We start from the raw sequence: 18147 nt of genomic DNA on the forward strand, positions 1-18147 counted from the left end.
CCGCCGAAGCGTCGAACGCGCCTCCCAAGCGCCAGCAGGCGCCCCGTCGTTGCCTCGGAAGCGCGCCTCCCAAGCGCCGGCAGGCGCCATGAATGCGGCAGTTCCGCAGCCCCATCCGGGCGCTGCGTTTCTTTTGCACATGTATCTTATACTAGAAGAAATATAGGAGGGAAGGAATTCGATGCTGAAGCTGTTCAAGTATCTGACGAAGGGCGAGTGGGGGTTCGTCCTGTACAGCCTGATCTTCATCATCGTCCAGGTGTGGCTTGACTTGCGGCTGCCGGATTACATGGCCGAGATCACGACGCTCATCCAGACGGAGGGCACGCGCGCGGCCGATCTGATGGAGCCGGGCACCTACATGCTGCTGTGCGCCGTCGGCAGCGTGCTGACATCGGTCATCGTCGGCTGGTTCGCCGCCAAGGTGGCGGCGGGGCTGGCGATGCGGCTGCGCGGCATGGTGTTCGATCGGACGCTGTCGTTCTCCCATCAGGAGATCAACGGCTTCTCGACGGCCAGCCTCATCACCCGTTCGACCAATGACGTGACGCAGGTTCAGATGATCGTGGCGATGGGGCTGCAGGTGATGCTCAAGGCGCCGATCCTCGCGGTCTGGGCGATCGCCAAAATTTCCGGAAAGAGCTGGGAGTGGACGGCGGCGACCGGCGCCGCCGTCGTCGCGCTCATCGTCATGCTGAGCGTCATCATCGTGTTCGCGATCCCCAAGTTCCGCATCATCCAGGGGCTGACCGACAACCTGAACCGCATCACCCGCGAGAACCTGACCGGCCTGCGCGTCATCCGCGCTTACAACGCGGCGGCGTACCAGGAGGCCAAGTTCGACCGGGCGAACCGCGAGCTGACCGGCACGAACCTGTTCGCCAGCCGGCTGATGGCGATCATCGGTCCCGGCATGACGATCATCATGTCCGGCCTCAGCGTCTCGATCTACGCGATCGGCGCTTACCTGATCCAGGATGCGCCGGGCACGGATCGCATCGGGATCTTTTCCAATATGGTCGTGTTCACCTCGTATGCGATGCAGGTCGTGATGGCGTTCATGATGGTCAGCATGATCTTCATCATGGCGCCGCGCGCGGCCATCTCGGCCAAGCGGATTCTGGAGGTGCTGAATACGGAAGCCGCGATCAAGGACGGCGTCGAGACGAAGGGCAGCGGCGAGGGCGGCATCGAGTTCCGGAACGTCAGCTTCAAGTATCCGGGCGCCGAGGAGCCGGTGCTGCGGGACATCAGCTTCAAGGCGCGCAAGGGCGAGACGGTGGCGATCATCGGCTCGACCGGCAGCGGCAAGACGAGCGTGCTGAACCTGGTTCCGCGCTTCTATGACGTCGCCGCAGGCGAGGTGCTCGTCGACGGCATCGACGTGCGCCGCTACAGCCAGCACGCGCTGCGCGCCAAGCTCGGCTACGTCTCCCAGCGGGCGGTGCTGTTCAGCGGCACCGTCGCCGCCAACGTCGCCTACGGCAGCGCCGAGCCGGGGCGCGAAGCCGAGGAGGGCGTCCGGCGGGCGGTCGCGATCGCGCAAGGAACCGATTTTGTCGAGTCCATGGAAGGGCAGTACGAGGGCCGCATCGCCCAGGGCGGGGACAACGTCTCCGGCGGCCAGAAGCAGCGGCTGTCGATCGCGCGCGCCGTCTACCGGCGGCCGGACATCTACCTGTTCGACGACTCGTTCTCGGCGCTCGACTACCGCACCGACCGCGAGCTGCGCGCCGCGCTGCGCCGGGAGACCGGCGGCGCGACGACGCTCATCGTCGCCCAGCGCATCGGCACGATCAAGGACGCCGACCGCATCCTCGTGCTCGAGGACGGGCGCATCGTCGGCAGCGGCACGCATGAGGAGCTGCTGCAGGACTGCCCGACGTACCAGGAGATCGCCCTTTCCCAGCTATCCAAGGAGGAACTCGCCCATGGCACGATCGAATCAGCCTGACACGACGGAAGACAGCCGCAAAACGCCTCGACGGGGCCATCCCGGAGGCGGCCCCATGGGGGGCGGACCGATGGGCGGAGGCATGATGCCCGGCGACAAGGCGAAGGACTTCCGCGCCACGCTCCGCAAGCTGGCCGCCTACTGCCGCAAGTACATGCCGGCCATCGCGCTGGCGCTCGTGCTGGCGCTGGCCGGATCCGCGCTGAACGTCATCGGGCCGGACCTGCTGCGCAACATTACCGACAAGATCCAGGAGGGCATCCGCGGGACGATCGACATCGACGCGATCAACCGGATCGTGCTGCTGCTCGCGGCGCTGTACGGCGCCGGCCTGATCTTCAACTACGCGCAGGGCTTCATCATGGCGACGGTCACCCAGCGCATCACGAACAAGATGCGGACCGAGATCTCCGCCAAGATCAACCGCATGCCGCTGCGCTACTTCGACTCGACGAGCTACGGCAACGTACTGAGCCGCGTCACGAACGACATCGACATGATCGGGCAGACGCTCAACAACAGCCTCGGCATGCTCGTCTCGTCCGTCGCCCTGTTCGTCGGCGCGCTCGTCATGATGGTCTATACGAACTGGATCCTCGCCATCACGGCCGTCGTCTCGACGATCGTCGGCTTCGCGCTCATGAGCGTCATCATGAAGCATTCGCAGCGCTGGTTCGTCGCCCAGCAGGAGGTGCTCGGGCGGCTGAACGGCCATATCGAGGAGACGTACTCCGGCCACGCGGTCGTCAAGGCGTACAACGCCGAGGAAGAGGCCAAGGCCGCCTTCCACGATCTGAACGGCAAGCTGTACGGCAGCGCCTGGAAATCGCAGTTCATGTCCGGCCTCATGATGCCGATCATGGGCTTCGTCGGCAACCTCGGCTACGTCGCGATCTGCGTCGTCGGCGCGATGCTCGTCACCTCGAATACGATCAGCATCGGCACGATCGTCGCCTTCATGATCTACATCCGGCTGTTCACGCAGCCGCTCGGCCAGATCGCCCAGGCGGCGACGAACCTGCAGGCGACGGCCGCCGCGAGCGAGCGCGTGTTCGAGTTCCTCGAGGAGGAGGAGCTGGCGGACGAGAGCGCCAAGACGACGAAGCTGGCGCAGGTCAAGGGCGAGGTCGAGTTCCGCCATGCGCGCTTCGGCTACACGGCCGACAAGGACGTCATCAAGGACTTCTCGATGAAGGCGGAGGCCGGGCAGAAGATCGCCATCGTCGGCCCGACCGGGGCCGGCAAGACGACGCTCGTCAACCTGCTCATGCGGTTCTATGAGCTGAGCGGAGGCGAGATCCTCATCGACGGCGTGCCGATCGACCGGATGACGCGGGAGGACGTGCATGACCTGTTCAGCATGGTGCTGCAGGACACCTGGCTGTTCGAGGGCACGATCCGCGACAACATCGCCTTCGCCCGTCCGGACGTCACCGACGCGCAGATCGAGGAGGCTTGCCGCGCCGTCGGCCTGGACCACTTCATCCGCACGCTGCCGGACGGCTACGACACTGTGCTGGGCGACCGCGCCAGCCTGTCGGCCGGACAGAAGCAGCTGCTCACGATCGCGCGGGCGATGATCGACGACGCGCCGCTGCTCATCCTCGACGAGGCGACGAGCTCCGTCGACACGCGCACCGAGCTGCTCATCCAGCGGGCGATGGACCGGCTCTCCGCCGGCAAGACGTCGTTCGTCATCGCCCACCGGCTGTCCACGATCAAAAACGCCGACCGCATCCTCGTCATGAAGGACGGCGACATCCTCGAGACCGGCACGCATGACGAGCTGCTGGCGCGCGGCGGCTTCTACGCCGAGCTGTACAACAGCCAGTTCGAGCAGGTTTCCTGAGCCGACGGAAAGCAAACCAGCCGCCCAAGCCCGATTCCCGTTTCCGGGGCATCGAGCTTGGGCGGCGTTTTTGTTGCAGGGCAGGGGGGAGCATCGCTCGACGCTCACGGTCCCTTCAACCGGACTGCGCCGGAGCCTCTCAGAGGCTGCCTTCCTTCGAAAGGAACTGCTCCAGCTCCCTCTGCTGCCGCAGGTGGTGGCGGAAATGCATGCCCGCCAGCTCCAGCCACTCGCGCGCGTCCAGCCAGCCGAACCAGCCGTGCTCGATGCGCCCGCCGGGAGCGGCGCCGATGTCGCCGTCGCTTCCGCCAGCGGCAGGAATGCGCCCGGCCAGCTCCTCCAGCCCCTGCTGAAGCTCGTCGCGGCTGCGCGAGTTGGACGGCGGAGGGAACTGCTCCTCCGGCAGGCGGACCCGGATATCGGGGAATCCGCCTCTCGCCCGCATCGCCTCGATAGCCGATCTTTCTCCCTGCCGAGGTTGCCGCCGTCCGAACGGGCTCCTATACTGGAGGAAAGGGGGATTGGTACGGATGGCAAATCACGTTGCCGGGAGACGCCGGACTCATGCAAAGCCTGATTGAGGGGCGATCCTTTGCATGGGGCATATCCGGCTGAAGACGATATCGCCCGCCGATCGTTTCCGAAAATGGGGCTTTGCACCTTATGAAGATTCAACCATCTTAACCATAAGGAGCGTTAATCATGACCCCCCCATTTATCCGAAACCATCACTTCAACATCATTCAGCATCAGGCGCGGCTGCTGCAGCAGGCCTGCGCCTCGGCGGCAGACCCGAAGGTGCTCCGCTCGGTGCGCGAGGGCGTGCAGCTGGCGCTGTACGAGGCTTTCCCGGACGCGGACGCCGGGCAGCGCGCCCTGCTGGAGCCGATCGCCGATTGGCATGCGGCGGATGATTTCCGCCTCGGGCTGCAAGCGCTGCAAGCGTACCGGCTTCCGTTTCCGGCGCTCGCGGAGGGCGAGCTGCGCCGGCTGTTCCCCAAGGCCAAGAAGCTCAAGGGCCCGGATCCGGGCGCGCTTGAGCTCGAGCGGACGACGTATCTCGGCTGGACGGAAGCCGGCAGCGGGCGCATGTTCCTCGTCTGCGACATCGACGGAAGCCGCGTCGGCGTCGAGGGCAGCGTGACGGGCTCCGTCCGGGGCAAAAACGTCTGCTTCGCCTGCCGGCATCATAGCGAGGTCGGCCTGTTCACCGCCATCGCCAAGCATCGGCCAGTCAAGGCGTCGCCGGACTACTACAAGGCGATCGGCAACTACATCTGCCTGGACAGCGCCGCCTGCAACCGGCAGATCGAGGATGCCGGTCCGCTGGAGCGGTTCGTCCGCGACGTGACCGCGCGCTGACCGCGCGCAGGCTTCGGACCTGGCCTCGTGCAGGGGCCAGGTGCTTTTTCATCCGCGAGCGGAGAGCGATGAGGATGGAGCAGGCGAGAAAGGTCGCGACTCTGCAGTCGCGATGCTGCAGCTGAAGCATAGAGAGGAGCTTTTTCGAAACATGGACATCCGCTTGCTGGAGCCGCGCGACAACGAACGCATGGCCGGCATTATCCGCGCCAGCCTAATTGAGTTCGGCGGCAACCGCTCCGGCCTCGCCTGGGAGGACGCCAGCCTGCATGACCTGCACGCGTATTACCGCGAGCCGGGGCGCGGCTACTGGGTCGCCCTGGACGACGAAGGCGAGGTCGCGGGAGGCTGCGGCATCGCCGAATTCGCCGGCTCGGCCGACGTGTGCGAGCTGCAAAAGATGTACCTGCGGCCGTCCGCGCGCGGTACGGGCGCCGCCCGGCTGCTGCTCGCCGAGGCGCTCGGCTTCGCCCGGGGCCGTTATCGGCAGTGCTATCTGGAGACGCTGACGAGCATGAAGGCGGCGGAGCGCTTTTACGAGAAGAACGGCTTCGCGCCGCTGCGGGAGCCGCTTGCGGGATCGGAGCATTACGCCTGCGACGCCTGGTATATCCGGGATCTATAACCCCCACTTCGAGGAGGAAGAACAATGGCTCAAGCGCTGCTGGTGATCGACGTGCAGAAGGACCTGGTAGAAGGAAACGGAGGAGAGGTTCCGATCTTCGAGCCGGAGCGGCTGTTCGCCGCGATCGGCAAAGCGGTCGAGCAGGCGGAGCGGGCGGGAGCCCGCATCGTCTTCGTGCGGGACAAGTCCATCGGCGGCGGAGAGGGAGAGGGCTTCGACGTCCATCCCGCGCTGCGGATTCCGCCGGACGCCGTCCTGTTCGACAAAACGGCGGTCAGCTCGTTCCACGAGACCGGACTGCTCGAGCATCTGCGCGAGCATGACGTGACGCACTGCGTCATCGCCGGCTGCATGACGCAGTACTGCATCGATACGGCGGTGCGCGCCGCCACGCTGCACGGGTTCGACGTCACGCTCGTGCGCGACGGCCATTCGACGAGCGACTCGCCTGTCCTGCCGGCCGAGCAGATCATCGCCCATCATAACGCGACGCTGCACGGCTATGCGAACAACGGTCCGTTCGCGCTGGCACGCCCTGCGGACGACCCGCTGTTCGAGCCGCCGCATGACAAGTACCGCTGACGGACGGCATGCCGGCGCGTGATGGGAAGTCGATGTTTTTTCATGCAAATGGAGCGCAGGATAACATCCTGCGCTCCATTTGTTTCATTCCGCCTTCTCCTCGGCGCTGTCGCCGTCCAGCGAAAGCGCGGCCAGGATCGTGAAGATGAACATCGTGCCGTCTCCGACCTGCGACGAGGCGCTGATCGTGCCGCCCATCAGCTCGACCAGCGTCTTGCTGATGGACAGGCCGAGGCCGGTGCCGCCGCGCTTTGCCGAAGGGGCGTCGAGCTGGATGAACGGCTGGAACAGCAGGTCCATCTTGTCCGGCGGGATGCCGATGCCCGTGTCCTCCACGACGAACTCCAGCTGCAACGATGCGTCCGACGCTCCGCGCTCGTTGACGTACACCTTCACGCCGCCCGCCTCGGTGTGGCGGATCGCGTTGGCGATCAGGTTGGAGAGCACCTGCTTCAGACGGCCGGCGTCCCCGATCAGCGTGCGCGGCAAGGAAGGGGCGACGTACGATTCCAGGCTGAGCCCCCGCTCCTCGGCCATCGGACGGAACAGGTCGAGCGTATCGCCGAGCACGACCTCCAGCTCGAACGGCTGGCGGTGCAGCTCCATCTTGCCGTTTTCCATCCGGGAATAGTCGAGGATCTGGTTCACGATCGTCATGAGGCCCTGGCCGCTTTTATGGATCACCTCGGCATGATGCCGCTCCTCCTCCGGCAGATTGCCCTCGAGCATCAGCTCGGACATCGAGAGGATGCCGCCGAGCGGCGTGCGGATCTCATGGCTGATCATGTCCAGGAAGCCCGATTTGACCCGCAGCGCCGCCTCCGCCTGCTCCTTGAGCGCGGTCATCTCGCGATTGCGCGCCTCCAGCTCCTGCGTCCGCAGCAGCAGCTGGTCGCTCTTGAGCTGCAGCTCCTTGCGCGCGAGATAAAAGCTGGCGAAGGCGTCGATCTTGCTGAGCAGGATGTCGGGATGAAGCGGCTTCGTGATGTAGTCGATCGCGCCGGCGGAGTACGCCTTCATATAATCCTCCAGCTCCGAGGTGAGCGAGGTGAGGAACACGATCGGGATGTCCTGCGACTTCTTGCGCATCTTGATCCGGCGCGCGGTCTCGAAGCCGTTCATGTCCGGCATGAGGACGTCCATCAGGATGAGGGCGATGTCGTTTTCCAGCAGCGCCTTGAGCGCGAGCATGCCGGAGGTCGCGCCGAGCAGCTTGTAAGGGCGGTCCTGCAGAAGCGCCGCGATCGAGGTGTATTCGTCCGGCCGGTCGTCGACCAGCAGGATGTTGACGGGAATATCCGATTGCCTGTGCAATGGGGCACCGCCTTTCTTTCTAGTTGATCAGCCAAGTCTTGAGCATCGTGACGAGCTGCGTCGTATTGATCGGCTTGGGCATGTAGTCGGAGGCGCCGGCGTCGAGGCAGCGGATCCGGTCCTCCTCCATCGCCCGCGCGGTGAGCGCGATGATGGCGAGGGTCCGGAACGCCGGATCGGAGCGGATCGCGCGCATCGTCTCGTAGCCGTCCATCTCCGGCATCATGATGTCCATGAAGACGAGCTCGACATCCGGCGTCTCGCGCAGCAGCCGCACGGCCTCGCGTCCGTTCTGGGCGAAGCTGATGTCCATGTTGTAGCCCTCGAGCACGCTCGAGAGGGCGAAGATGTTGCGCATGTCGTCGTCGACGATGAGGATGCGCTTGCCCTCGAACGCGGCCGCGGGATCATGCAGCTTCTCGATCAGCTGCCGCTTGTCCGGCGGCAGGTCCGCGGTGCGGCGATGCAGGTACAGCGCCGTCTCGTCGTAGAGCCGCTCCATCGAGCGGACGTTTTTGATGACGATGCTCTCCGCGTATTGCTTGAGCTTCTGCTCGTCCTGGCGGCTCAGCTCCTTGCCGGTATAGATGATCGTCGGCAGCGTCTGCAGCTTGCGGTTCGTCTTGACCTGCTCCAGCAGATCGAAGCCGGAGATGTCCGACAGGCCGAGATCGAGCACCATGCAGTCGAAATGCTGCATCATCAGCTGCTCCAGCGCCTCCCGTCCGCTGCCGACGGCGGTGATGCGGACGTCGGGGTGGCCGATATAGGCGACGAGGCTATGCCGCAGGTCGGCGTTGTCCTCGACGATGAGCAGGCTTTTCTCCTTGCGGCGGATGTAGGAGTCGATCTCGAGGAACGCCGTCGCCAGCTCGTCCTCGCCGCTCGGCTTCTTCCAGAAGGACAGCGCGCCGAGGCTGAGCGTCTGCTGGTCCCGATCCTCCGTCGAGATGACGTGGACCGGGATATGGCGCAGCTCCGGACGGCTCTTGAGCCGGCTGATGATCGACCGGCCGTCGAGCACGGGCAGGTCGGTGTCGAGCACGATCGCGTCGGGCTTGTACGCATGGGCGAGCGCGAGCCCTTGGTCGCCCTGGAAGGCGACGAGCGCCTTGAAGCCGCGGTTTCGGGCGAGCTTCAGCAGGATCGCGGCATAGGCCGCGTCGTCCTCGATGATGAGCAGCACGGCGTCGCCCGGCTCGATGCGGTCCCGATCGTCCTCCATTTCCGAAAATTGCAGCAGCTTCGGGTTGGAGATCGAGATGTCCGGCACGAACGATTCCATGAACTTGGCGGCGGCCGGAGCCTTCGCCTTCTCGGCGATCGAGATCGTGGCCTGCGCCGCCGCGGCGGCTTGGGCACGGGCCTCGCTCTGGCGAGCAGGCAGGACGAGCCGGAACCGGCTGCCCTGTCCCGGCGTCGACTCCGCCTCGATGCGCCCGCTGAGCAGCTCGGCCAGCTCGCGGCTGATCGTCAGGCCGAGTCCCGTGCCGCCGTACTTGCGGCTGGTCGTGCCGTCCGCCTGCTGGAACGCTTCGAAGATCGACTCGAGCTTCGCGGTCGGCACGCCGATGCCGGTATCCTCGACCTCGAAGACGACCTCGTCGGCTGCGGCCGCGCCTTTGCGGATGCTCAAGGCGACGGAGCCCTCGTCCGTGAACTTAAGGGCGTTGGACAGCAGGTTGCGCAAAATCTGCTGCGCCCGGTGGCCGTCGGTATCGATGGAATCCGGGGCGTCCGGCGCGATGCGGATGTCGAACGCGAGCTCCTTGCTCTGCGCCTGCTGCTCGAACATGCGGTACAGCCGGCCGGCGATGTCCTGCAGCTCGGTCGGCTCGATGACCGGCGTCATCTTCCCGGTCTCGAGCTTGGCCAGGTCGAGGATCTCGTCGATCAGCTGCAGCAGGTCCTTGCCGGAGGAATAAATCGTATGGATGTACTCCAGCTGCTTGCCGACAAGGTTGCCCGGCCTGTTCTCCGCGAGGATCTGGGAGAGGATGAGCAGGCTGTTGAGCGGCGTGCGCAGCTCATGCGAGACGTTGGCGAGGAACTCGGACTTATGCTGCGCGGCGAGCAGGATCTCCTCCGCCTGGGCCTGAATCTCCAGCTTCTGGCGTTCGGACAGCTCCGTCTGGGCAAGCAGCGAGCGGTTGGACGCCTCCAGCTGCTCCGTCTGCCCGCGCAGCTCCTCGGCCTGCAGCCGCAGCTGCTCGTTGGACGCCTCCAGATCGAGCGACTGACGATGCAGCTGGTCCGTTTGGGCTTTGAGCTCCTCGGTCTGGGCCTGCAGCTCCTCCGTCTGCAGCTGCAGCTCCTCGGCCTGGACCTGCAGCTCCTCGGTCTGGGACTCGAGCTCCTCCTTCTGGAGCTGCGTCTCGCGCAGCAGCTCGTCGATGCGGGCGACGTCCGCGAGCGTGTTGATAAGGATGCCCATGTCCGCGCCGACGCGGCCGATCAGCTGGCGCTCCTTGCCGCTGAAGCCGCGGAAAGAAGCCAGCTCCAGCACGGCGACGGCTTTGTCCTCGTAGAGGATCGGCACGAGCAGCAGGGCGGCCGGCTCGGCGGCGCCGAGTCCCGAGCGGACGCGGATATAACCCGGCGGCACCTCGGCGAGCTCGATCATCGCGCGGTTTTCCGCGCATTGGCCGACGAGTCCTTGTCCGAGCCGCACCGGCTCGGACGGCAGCTCGGCCTCGTCATGCGCGTAGCCGGCGGCCGCATGGTAGGCCCCGTCGGGACGCAGCGCGTAGAGAGCGCCGCAGCTCGCGTCGACCGACGAGGCGAGCTTGGCGAGGAAGATGCGGGAAGCCGCGCCCACCTCGATCGAGCCTTGCAGCAGGATGGCCATCTCCGAGACGCGGGCGTTGAGCCAGGCCTCCTCCTCGGCTTGCAGGCGCAGCGTCCGCTCCTGCTCGGTCTTGACATGCAGGCTGCGGGCGATCTGACGGAACGAGCCGGCGATGGCCCCGAGCTCGTCCGCTGGCGCATCCGCGGCGGCGGACGCGACCGGCTCGCCGCGCTCGATGCGCTCGGCGATGCCGGCGGTCTCGGCCAAGCCGGCGCGCATCCGCCGGCCGAGGCTCCGGCTATGCCAGGCGGAGGCGGCGATGCCGGCGGCGGCGACGGCCGTAGAGACGGCCGTCAGTACGGGATCGGCTTGAATCCAAGCCAATCCGATGAAATATGTCAAGGTCAGGACGACGACAAGCGAGCTGATCTTGCTTTGAATTCTCAAGCGTCCTCACCTCCCGGATGGAATCTAGGCATCGTTCCATTATACCTTCTTCAAACCTCCAATAGATAGGGAATGCGAGGGAAGGAAGAGGCGATAGAAGGATCGGAGAGAGAAACGGCGGGAGAGGGAGGAGGAGGGGCTCGGGCGGCCGGAATGGCAAAAAAAGGCCCCCTGGGCGTGAAAGGGGCCGAATGACGGGAGGGGACGGACTGGCGTCGGCGGCCCGAGGGCGCATGCGGCCGGCCGGGATCGGCATGGAGGCCAGGCGGCCGAGCCGCCTTCGAGGGAGCTCCGCCAAGCCGCCCGCCTAGCGTCGAAGGGCCGGCGCGGCGTCTGAGCCGCGGGAGCTCAGGCTGCCGGCGATCAGGAACTGGGCGCCGTAGTAGGTCAGCATGATGAGCGCATGGGAGAACGGCACGTCCGCGACGAAGAGGTTCCAGGAGAGGATGGAATCGGAGGCGACGAACAGCAGGCTGCCCGCGATCGCCTGGCGGTCTCCGGTCTGGATGGCCGACCAGGCCATCAGCGAGATGACGGCGACGTACGCGATGACGGGAACGATCAGGCCGGTCTGGCCGCTGCCGCGCAGCGCCTCGACGAGGCGCATGCCCATGAAGATGCCGTAGGCGGCCAGCGGCAGGAGCGCGGCGATCCGCAGCGGCGAGAAGCGCATGCGCAGGAGGAACGACGACAGATAGAACAGATGGCCGATCAGAAAGGCGCTCAGCCCGATCACGAACCAGCGCAGCGTGCCGTCGCCGACCGCGCAGAAGACGAGGCCGATCAGCCCCAGCGTCTGCCATGGCCGGCGGTCGGCTGGCTTTGGCAGACGGGTCCAGGCGTAGGCGAAGATGAGCGCCATCGGGACGAGCTTGAACGTCAGCTTGAGCGCTTCCGGCTCGAACGGAACGGCGAAGATGTAGATCAGCCCCATCAGGGCGATGAGCAGGGGCAGGACGAGCCGGGAAGCGGACTTGGGCTCGGCTGGAGACTTGGGGTCGAGCTTGGGCGTTGGCATGAGCGTTCCTCCATGGCGGCGAATGTTGCGGCTGCATCTGCAACCGTTTACACAGATTATATAGCGGGAACGCGGATTCGAACAGCAGCCGAGGGCGGGCGGCGGGGAGGCGCTGCCGGGCAAGGCTTGGCCAGCCGCGCCAAAAAGCCGCATGCGGTTCAAGCGCATGCGGCTTTTGGCGCGGCTTCAAGCGGCGAGGGGCGGCGGCCGCCGTCCTAGCCCGGGAACGTCGGATGCGATCCGCGGCGGCGCAGCGCGGAGCTGCGGGAGCCGCCCGGCCCGAGCAGAGCGGCGCCGGCCGCCGCGCAGAACAGTCCGGCCGCGTAGCCGGCGGCGATGTCCGTCGCGTAGTGGACGCCGAAATAAAGGCGGCAGTAGCCGACGGCGCCGATGACGAGGACGGCGGCCGCGGCGGCTGCCAGCCTCAGCCAGCCGCTGCGCGCTCCGCGCCAGGCGATGACGGCGAGCAGGCCGTACAGCGCCATGCCGACCATCGCGTTGCCGCTCGGGAAGCTGTAGCCGCTCGCTTCGATCCAGCCGGCGTGCTCCGGGCGGGGGCGCTGAAGCCACTCCTTGAGCCCGCTGTTCAGCAGCAGGGCGGCCAGCACCGTGCCAATGACGACGACGGCCTGGCGCCGCCGTCCGAATGCCCACGACAGCGCCGCGGCCAGCAGCGTCGCTCCGGCGAAGACGGCTGTCGAGCCGAGCTTGTTGAGCGCCTCCATGGCGGCGGCGGGCTGCTCCTCCGCCGTCAGCGACCAGGAGCCGCGGATGGAATCGTCGATCGGTGCCGTGCCGTCCATCGGCGCCCAGAGCGCGAGCGCCGCGAAGGCGAGCGCGGCCGCAGCCGCGATGAGCCATGCTTTCATGTCAATCCGCCTTTCTTCCATGTTTTCATCCCGCATTATAGCACGGGAAAGAAGCGGGAACACAGGAAAACCGGTCCGGAGGGCCTCGGAGCCGCGACGAATCGGAAAGGCGCTATCGCCCGCAAGCAGATCGAGGTGTCGGACAGAGGCGGAATTGCCGATATTCCCCTTAATCGACCATAAAAAGGGAGGATTTCAAGTCATGTCTACTGATCCGCAAAACCGTCCGATTCCAGCCGATCTCCGTGAGGAAGAGGAGCGTCCGCCGTCTTACGGCCGATCCGCGCCGCCGTTCGCGGCCGAGCATGAAGCGGCTGCCTCCTTGGCGGCCCAAGGCGCTTCGGCCAAGGGCATGGGCGGCGCGGCTGCGGCGCGCCTCAAGCAGGTGGACGGCCGCCGTCTGGCCGCGCTGCTGCGCGATCCGCTGCAGGGGCTGCGGGAGGAGCCGGAGCGGGACTCGGCTTACGGCTGGATCGGCCTCGGCGCATCCGTGCTCGGCTTCCTGGTCTGGACGCTGTTCATGCAAAAGGCGCTGCAGGGGCTGTTCTACAGCCTGTTCGGCTTCGGCGGCCTGTTCGCCTACGAGCCGGGCTTTGACTTCGGCCTCGCGCTGAGGATGCTGCTCGGGGGAGCGCTGTCGCTGGCGGCGCTGCTGGGCAGCCTGTACCTGTTCGGGAGCCGCTTCGGCAGCCGCAAGCGCAGCCTCCTCCAGGCTGCCGTGCCGCTCGGCGCGATGCAGCTCTTGTCGGGCGCAGGCTTCGCCGCGGCCGGCATCGCGGCGCTGGCGAGCATCCGGCTGTCGCTGCTGCTGCTCGTCGTCACGCTGCTCGTGACGCTGGCGACGACGGTGACGGGCACGGCGGAGCTGTTCGAGGTGCGCCAGGAGCGGCGCTTCGCGTTCATCGCCGCTTCGATCGCGTCGTATGCGGTTGTGCTGCTCGTGCTGTTCAGCCTGCTGTTCTAGGGCGTGTTTGCAAACCCGTTCAGGGGCATCTATCACCGCCTTTTTGCCCCCTGCTTTGTCACGCAGACTCGACGTACCCCCGGTACGCCTTCGCCTACGTTCCTCGCAAGGACCAAAAATTCGGCCCTATCGGCTCCCTTCGGAGTATGCAAACACGCCCTAGCGCTCGCGCCGAACCCGTCGTCAGGCGCGCCTCCATGCCTCGGCCGATGACGAAAAAGAAGCGAAGCCCGGAAGGTCGGGCTTCGCTTCTTTGCTGTCCGCTACACGCTGCGGATGAGGCGGATATAGAACTCGATGCCTTTGCCGAGCTTGCGGATGGGCAGCGACTCGTTCGCGGCGTGGATCGTCTCGCGCTCCTCGCGGCTCAGCTCGTACGGGGTGAAACGGTATACATACGGCCACACCGCGGCGAAATGCCGCGAGTCGCTGCCTCCGAGCATGACGTACGGCGTCACGGCCGCCTCGGGATACGTGCCGCGGATCGCCGCGGCCACGATCCGGTACGGCTCCTCCCGCGTCGTCGAGACGGGCGAAGGATCGCCCGCCCGCACGATGCGGAGCTCGACGGCATCGTCGGCGATCGCCCGCCGCATGCGCGCGGCGACGCCTGCGGCCGTTTCTCCGACGGCGACGCGCACATTGGCGCCAGCCTTCGCCTCGGCGGGCAGGACGTTGGCGGCCGGACTGCCCTGCAGCGTCGTCACGGCGATCGTCGTCGAGCTGAGCGCCCTCGTTTCCGGCGAGAGCCGGTGGAACAAGCGCGCCAGCAGCGGACGCAGCAGCCATAGATTGGCGAACAGGATCCGGTAGCCGAACGAGGAGCGCCGTCCGAGCGTATCGAGCATGTCCAGCGTCGGCGGCGGGAAAAACGGCTTCGGCGGCCGCCGCTCCAGCCGCTGGATCGCCCGCGCCAGCCGGAACGCCGGACCGAGGCGGGGCGGGGCGGAGGCATGTCCGCCCGCGCCGCGCACGACCAGCTCGAAGTCGCTGACGCCCTTCTCGGCGACGCCGACGACGGCGATCGGTCCGCGCACCCCGGGGAAGATGTTCTCCACCACGGCGCCGCCCTCGTCGACGACGAGGCCGGGCCGGATGCCGCGCTCCTGCAGCAGGCGCACATGGGTCGGCGCGCCGTCGCCCGCGATCTCTTCGTCGTCGCAGAACGAGAGGTAGATGTCGCGCTTCGGCTTGAAGCCGCTGGCGACGAGCTGCTCGACCGCCTCGAGAATGCAGACGAGCGTGCCTTTCGTATCAATTGCTCCCCGCCCCCAGACGCGTCCGTCCGCGATCTCGCCGGAGAACGGCGGATGGAGCCAGCCCTCTTCTTCCGCAGGCACGACGTCAAAATGGGACATGAGCACGGTCGGCGCCTCCGGCTCAGCCCCTTGCCACCGGTAGAGCAGCGTGCGGCCGTTCACGATCTCCCGCTCCAGCGCCCGATGGGCGGCGGGATAGAGATCCGGCAGCAGATCCAGCAGCGAGCGGAACTCGGCGCGGTCGGCCGATGACGGCTCGCGGCTCGAGACGGTGCGCTTGCGGATCAGCTGGGACAGCCTGCCGGCGGCGGCATCCGCGTCGACAGGGATCGGCTCGCCGCCGCCGGCATGGGGCGCGAGGTCGGCCGCATCGGGCCGGAACCGCGCTGCCCGCACGAGCAGGACGGCCGCCAGGACGAGCAGGAGCGCGAGCAGGAGAAGCAGGATCGAGACTGCGGGCTGGGGCATGGGGGATCTCCGCCTTTGCATGGGGGATAGGTTCGGGGAGTACAAGTCCACCGTACCAATGCCGCCTCCGCGCGTCAACGGATAACATTCTCTTCCCGAAGAAGAGCGGATTCCCCCGGCATGCCGGCCCGAATCCGATGTGGGGTCCGGACCGGGACGAAGCCGCATCGCCGCCGGCGGGCGGCGGCAGCCGGTTCGCCTCGGCCCGTCCGGTTCAGGCGGATTGAACGGCGGCCAGATGCTCCTCGAGCCGGTCCCATGTTTCGCGGACGCCATGCTCCATGCCCATGTCAATGACCGACTGCAGCTGCGCCGCCGTCTCGTAGCGGCTGCGGTTGATGACGGTCGTAGAGCCGTCCCGCTCCACGAACTCCAGCTCCGTGAAGCACGGAGGCAGCTCCTCGTTGATCGTGCCTTCCTCGTCCGAGAAGTAGTCCGTACAGGAATAGAAGTCTTGCGGATTCGTTTCCTTATAGATCGTCTTGCCCCAGGATTCCATGCCGTAGAAGTCGCCCTGCGCCGGATCCTCGCACTTCATGCAGTAATGCCAGACGCCGCCGGGGCGGAAGTCGATGTCGCATCTTGTCAGCGTCCAGCCGCGCGGTCCCCACCATTTCTTCAGATGCTCGGCTTCGGTAAAAGCGCGGAATACGAGATCCTTCGGAGCGCCGAAGGTCCTCTCCATTATGAACTGATTGCCCTCGACCCGGATCCGCATGCTCGTGGTCATGATCCCATTCCTCCTCGAAAAGTAGTCGGTGCAAGTTCCATGGATGCGTTAGCCATGAATCCACTATAGCTTCATTTGAATATTCCTGTCAAGGAATATTCTAAATAAAGAATAAGAGCCGGCAGCAGGCGGCTGTCCGTCTGCCCTTCTACCGGCTCTTCGTATCTTCCGCATCGACCGCTCCCGCCGGCGTCCGAACCGCCGCATAGGCATCGACAGCAGCATCGGCTTGACTGCCGATCCGATCCGTTGCGGCCTACGCCTGCGCCGAAGGAGGCTGCTGGGCCTTCTCCTTGAGCGCCCGCCGCAGCGTCTTGCCGGAGCTGTTCTTGGGCAGCTCGGCGAGGAACTCGATCGCCGTCGGCCGCTTGTACTTGACGAGGCTGCCGCTGCAGAAGGCGGCCAGTTCCTCGGCCGTCAGCGCCTCGTCGCTGCGGACGACGTACGCCTTGACCGCCTCTCCGAGCGTCTCGTCAGGCACGCCGACGACGGCCGCCTCGAAGACGCCGGGATGGCGGTAGAGCACCTCCTCGACCTCGCGCGGATAGACGTTGAAGCCGCCGACGTTGATCATGTCCTTCATGCGGTCGACGATATAGATGTAGCCTTCCTCGTCCATGCGGGCGATGTCGCCGGTATGGAGCCAGCCGCCCCGCAGCGCCTCGGCCGTGGCGTCCGGCAGCTTGTAGTAGCCTTGCATGACGTTCGGCCCCTGCACGATCAGCTCGCCGATCTCGCCGCGCGGCACCTCGTTGCCCTGGTGATCGACGATGCGGTTCGTGACGCGCGGGATGTCGACGCCGACCGAGCCCGGCTTGCGCTTGCCGCCGAGCGGATTGAACGCCGTCACCGGCGCCGCTTCCGACAGGCCGTAGCCCTCGTAGATGACGACGCCGAACCGCTCCTCGACCTTGCGCAGCATCTCCACGGGCAGCGAGGCGCCGCCGGAGGAGCAGAGCCGGAGCGTGGCGAAGTCGGCGGCCGTCGCGTCCGGCACCTGCAGCAGGTAGGCGTACATCGTCGGCACGCCGGAGAACATCGTCGCCCGCTGCTCGCGGATCGCCGCGATCGTCTCCACCGGATGGAAGCGCGGGAGGATGACGATGCAGGCGCCGACCGCGAGCGGAGCGTTCAGGCAGACGGTCAGGGAGTAGATGTGGAACATCGGCAGCACGGCCACGGCGCGCTCGTTTTCGGTCAGCTCGAACATCGTATAGACCGATTCGGCGTTTGTCGCCAGATTGCGATGGGACAGCATCGCGCCCTTCGGCTTGCCGGTCGTGCCCGAGGTGTAGAGGATGACGGCGGTGTCCTCTTCGTCGATGTAAGCGGATTCAAGATGTCCGGCGCCGAGCTGCAGCAGACGGGCAAAGGAATCCTCGCCTTCTTCTTCGCCGACGTAGAAAGGCTGGATCGGGCGGGGCAGCCGGGCTTGCAGGGCGGCGAGCAGCGGCCGCAGCGGCGCGGCGGCGATCGCGGCGCGGGCTCCGCTGTCGGCGAGGATGTACGCGAGCTCATCCGCCGTATAGGTCGGATTGACGGGCACGACGATCGCTCCGAGGGCGAGCGCGCCGTAGAGGGAGGCGATGAACTCCGGGGCGTTGCCGAGCAGCAGCACGACCTTGTCGCCTTTGGCGATGCCTTCGGCGGCCAGGCCGGCGGCGCAGCGGCGCACCTGCTCGATCAGCTCCGCATAGGTGGCGCTTGCTCCTCGGTAGACGTACGCTTCCCGTTCCGGGAAGCTTGCCGCGCTGTTCTCGAGCGCTTCGACCAGGTTCCAGCTCATGCTTCAGTCAGCTCCTTTTTCGTCTAGGTAGGCGGGGAAGGATCTGCGATGACTCACTGCCATCTTATTCGCGGAAGCGCTTCCGAATCCCTGCGCGTTTTTTGCCGGGATGCCGGCAGCGAGGGTGGGGCG

14 protein-coding genes are annotated in these 18147 nt (G+C 66.3%); 6 read left to right on the forward strand and 8 right to left on the reverse strand.

Annotation, left to right across the window (positions count from 1 at the left end):
- Positions 1-181: 181 nt before the first annotated feature.
- Positions 182-1954 carry an ABC transporter ATP-binding protein gene (locus GE073_RS03560; RefSeq protein ID WP_153782774.1) on the forward strand — a complete coding sequence of 591 codons (1773 nt, stop codon included), beginning with the start codon at positions 182-184 and terminating at the stop codon, positions 1952-1954.
- A 55-nt stretch (positions 1955-2009) separates the two neighbouring features.
- A complete protein-coding gene (locus GE073_RS03565) occupies positions 2010-3803 on the forward strand; it encodes an ABC transporter ATP-binding protein (protein ID WP_228551798.1) in 1794 nt (597 codons plus the stop codon).
- Positions 3804-3942: 139 nt separating this feature from the next.
- On the opposite strand, the gene GE073_RS03570 is transcribed toward GE073_RS03565, so the two are convergent.
- Positions 3943-4248: a hypothetical protein gene (locus GE073_RS03570; protein WP_052333492.1), complete on the reverse strand. Its 306-nt coding sequence runs from the start codon at positions 4246-4248 to the stop codon at positions 3943-3945.
- Positions 4249-4505: 257 nt separating this feature from the next.
- Here GE073_RS03570 and GE073_RS03575 point away from each other — a divergent pair, with 257 nt between their 5' ends.
- The 3 genes from GE073_RS03575 to GE073_RS03585 all read left to right on the forward strand — a co-directional run bounded on the left by GE073_RS03575 (position 4506) and on the right by GE073_RS03585 (position 6372).
- On the forward strand, positions 4506-5165 hold the full coding sequence (locus tag GE073_RS03575; RefSeq protein WP_153782776.1) for a FusB/FusC family EF-G-binding protein: 660 nt from the start codon (positions 4506-4508) through the stop codon (positions 5163-5165).
- Between the two features lie 151 nt (positions 5166-5316).
- A complete protein-coding gene (locus GE073_RS03580; protein ID WP_028600069.1) occupies positions 5317-5790 on the forward strand; it encodes a GNAT family N-acetyltransferase in 474 nt (157 codons plus the stop codon).
- Between the two features lie 24 nt (positions 5791-5814).
- The gene (locus GE073_RS03585; protein ID WP_028600070.1) at positions 5815-6372 is read left to right on the forward strand and encodes a cysteine hydrolase family protein; all 558 of its coding nucleotides are present in this window, start codon (positions 5815-5817) and stop codon (positions 6370-6372) included.
- Positions 6373-6456: 84 nt separating this feature from the next.
- Here GE073_RS03585 and GE073_RS03590 read toward each other — a convergent pair whose 3' ends face one another.
- The 4 genes from GE073_RS03590 to GE073_RS03605 form a co-directional block, all read right to left on the reverse strand.
- Positions 6457-7686, reverse strand: coding sequence for an ATP-binding response regulator (locus GE073_RS03590; RefSeq protein ID WP_052333493.1), 1230 nt, complete (start codon positions 7684-7686; stop codon positions 6457-6459).
- Between the two features lie 19 nt (positions 7687-7705).
- The gene (locus tag GE073_RS03595) at positions 7706-10921 is read right to left on the reverse strand and encodes a response regulator (RefSeq protein ID WP_084137481.1); all 3216 of its coding nucleotides are present in this window, start codon (positions 10919-10921) and stop codon (positions 7706-7708) included.
- 307 nt (positions 10922-11228) lie between these two features.
- A complete protein-coding gene (locus GE073_RS03600; protein ID WP_052333494.1) occupies positions 11229-11939 on the reverse strand; it encodes a lysoplasmalogenase in 711 nt (236 codons plus the stop codon).
- Positions 11940-12154: 215 nt separating this feature from the next.
- Positions 12155-12808 (reverse strand): phosphatase PAP2 family protein, encoded by a 654-nt coding sequence (locus GE073_RS03605; RefSeq protein ID WP_052333495.1) that lies wholly within the window; start codon positions 12806-12808, stop codon positions 12155-12157.
- 202 nt (positions 12809-13010) lie between these two features.
- Here GE073_RS03605 and GE073_RS03610 point away from each other — a divergent pair, with 202 nt between their 5' ends.
- Positions 13011-13772 (forward strand): hypothetical protein, encoded by a 762-nt coding sequence (locus GE073_RS03610; RefSeq protein ID WP_153782777.1) that lies wholly within the window; start codon positions 13011-13013, stop codon positions 13770-13772.
- A 263-nt stretch (positions 13773-14035) separates the two neighbouring features.
- On the opposite strand, the gene GE073_RS03615 is transcribed toward GE073_RS03610, so the two are convergent.
- The 3 genes from GE073_RS03615 to GE073_RS03625 all read right to left on the reverse strand — a co-directional run bounded on the left by GE073_RS03615 (position 14036) and on the right by GE073_RS03625 (position 18015).
- Entirely contained in the window at positions 14036-15499 is a 1464-nt protein-coding gene (locus tag GE073_RS03615; RefSeq protein ID WP_180968445.1) for a M20/M25/M40 family metallo-hydrolase, read from the reverse strand.
- Positions 15500-15713: 214 nt separating this feature from the next.
- Positions 15714-16229, reverse strand: a complete 516-nt coding sequence (locus GE073_RS03620; RefSeq protein ID WP_101808517.1) for an SRPBCC domain-containing protein — start codon at positions 16227-16229, stop codon at positions 15714-15716.
- Between the two features lie 256 nt (positions 16230-16485).
- A complete protein-coding gene (locus GE073_RS03625; RefSeq protein ID WP_101808518.1) occupies positions 16486-18015 on the reverse strand; it encodes a long-chain-fatty-acid--CoA ligase in 1530 nt (509 codons plus the stop codon).
- Positions 18016-18147 lie beyond the last annotated feature (132 nt).

It is taken from the genome of Paenibacillus sp. B01 (genome assembly GCF_009649995.1).
GTDB classification, from domain to species: domain Bacteria; phylum Bacillota; class Bacilli; order Paenibacillales; family Paenibacillaceae; genus Paenibacillus_O; species Paenibacillus_O pasadenensis.

Coding starts and splice junctions, on each gene's coding strand:
- GE073_RS03570 (WP_052333492.1), bottom strand. CDS start 4,248: ATGCGGGCGAGAGGCGGATTCCCCGATATCCGGGTCCGCCTGCCGGAG.
- GE073_RS03585 (WP_028600070.1), top strand. CDS start 5,815: ATGGCTCAAGCGCTGCTGGTGATCGACGTGCAGAAGGACCTGGTAGAA.
- GE073_RS03580 (WP_028600069.1), top strand. CDS start 5,317: ATGGACATCCGCTTGCTGGAGCCGCGCGACAACGAACGCATGGCCGGC.
- GE073_RS03575 (WP_153782776.1), top strand. CDS start 4,506: ATGACCCCCCCATTTATCCGAAACCATCACTTCAACATCATTCAGCAT.
- GE073_RS03625 (WP_101808518.1), bottom strand. CDS start 18,015: ATGAGCTGGAACCTGGTCGAAGCGCTCGAGAACAGCGCGGCAAGCTTC.
- GE073_RS03565 (WP_228551798.1), top strand. CDS start 2,010: ATGGGGGGCGGACCGATGGGCGGAGGCATGATGCCCGGCGACAAGGCG.
- GE073_RS03620 (WP_101808517.1), bottom strand. CDS start 16,229: ATGACCACGAGCATGCGGATCCGGGTCGAGGGCAATCAGTTCATAATG.
- GE073_RS03600 (WP_052333494.1), bottom strand. CDS start 11,939: ATGCCAACGCCCAAGCTCGACCCCAAGTCTCCAGCCGAGCCCAAGTCC.
- GE073_RS03560 (WP_153782774.1), top strand. CDS start 182: ATGCTGAAGCTGTTCAAGTATCTGACGAAGGGCGAGTGGGGGTTCGTC.
- GE073_RS03605 (WP_052333495.1), bottom strand. CDS start 12,808: ATGAAAGCATGGCTCATCGCGGCTGCGGCCGCGCTCGCCTTCGCGGCG.
- GE073_RS03615 (WP_180968445.1), bottom strand. CDS start 15,499: ATGCCCCAGCCCGCAGTCTCGATCCTGCTTCTCCTGCTCGCGCTCCTG.
- GE073_RS03610 (WP_153782777.1), top strand. CDS start 13,011: ATGTCTACTGATCCGCAAAACCGTCCGATTCCAGCCGATCTCCGTGAG.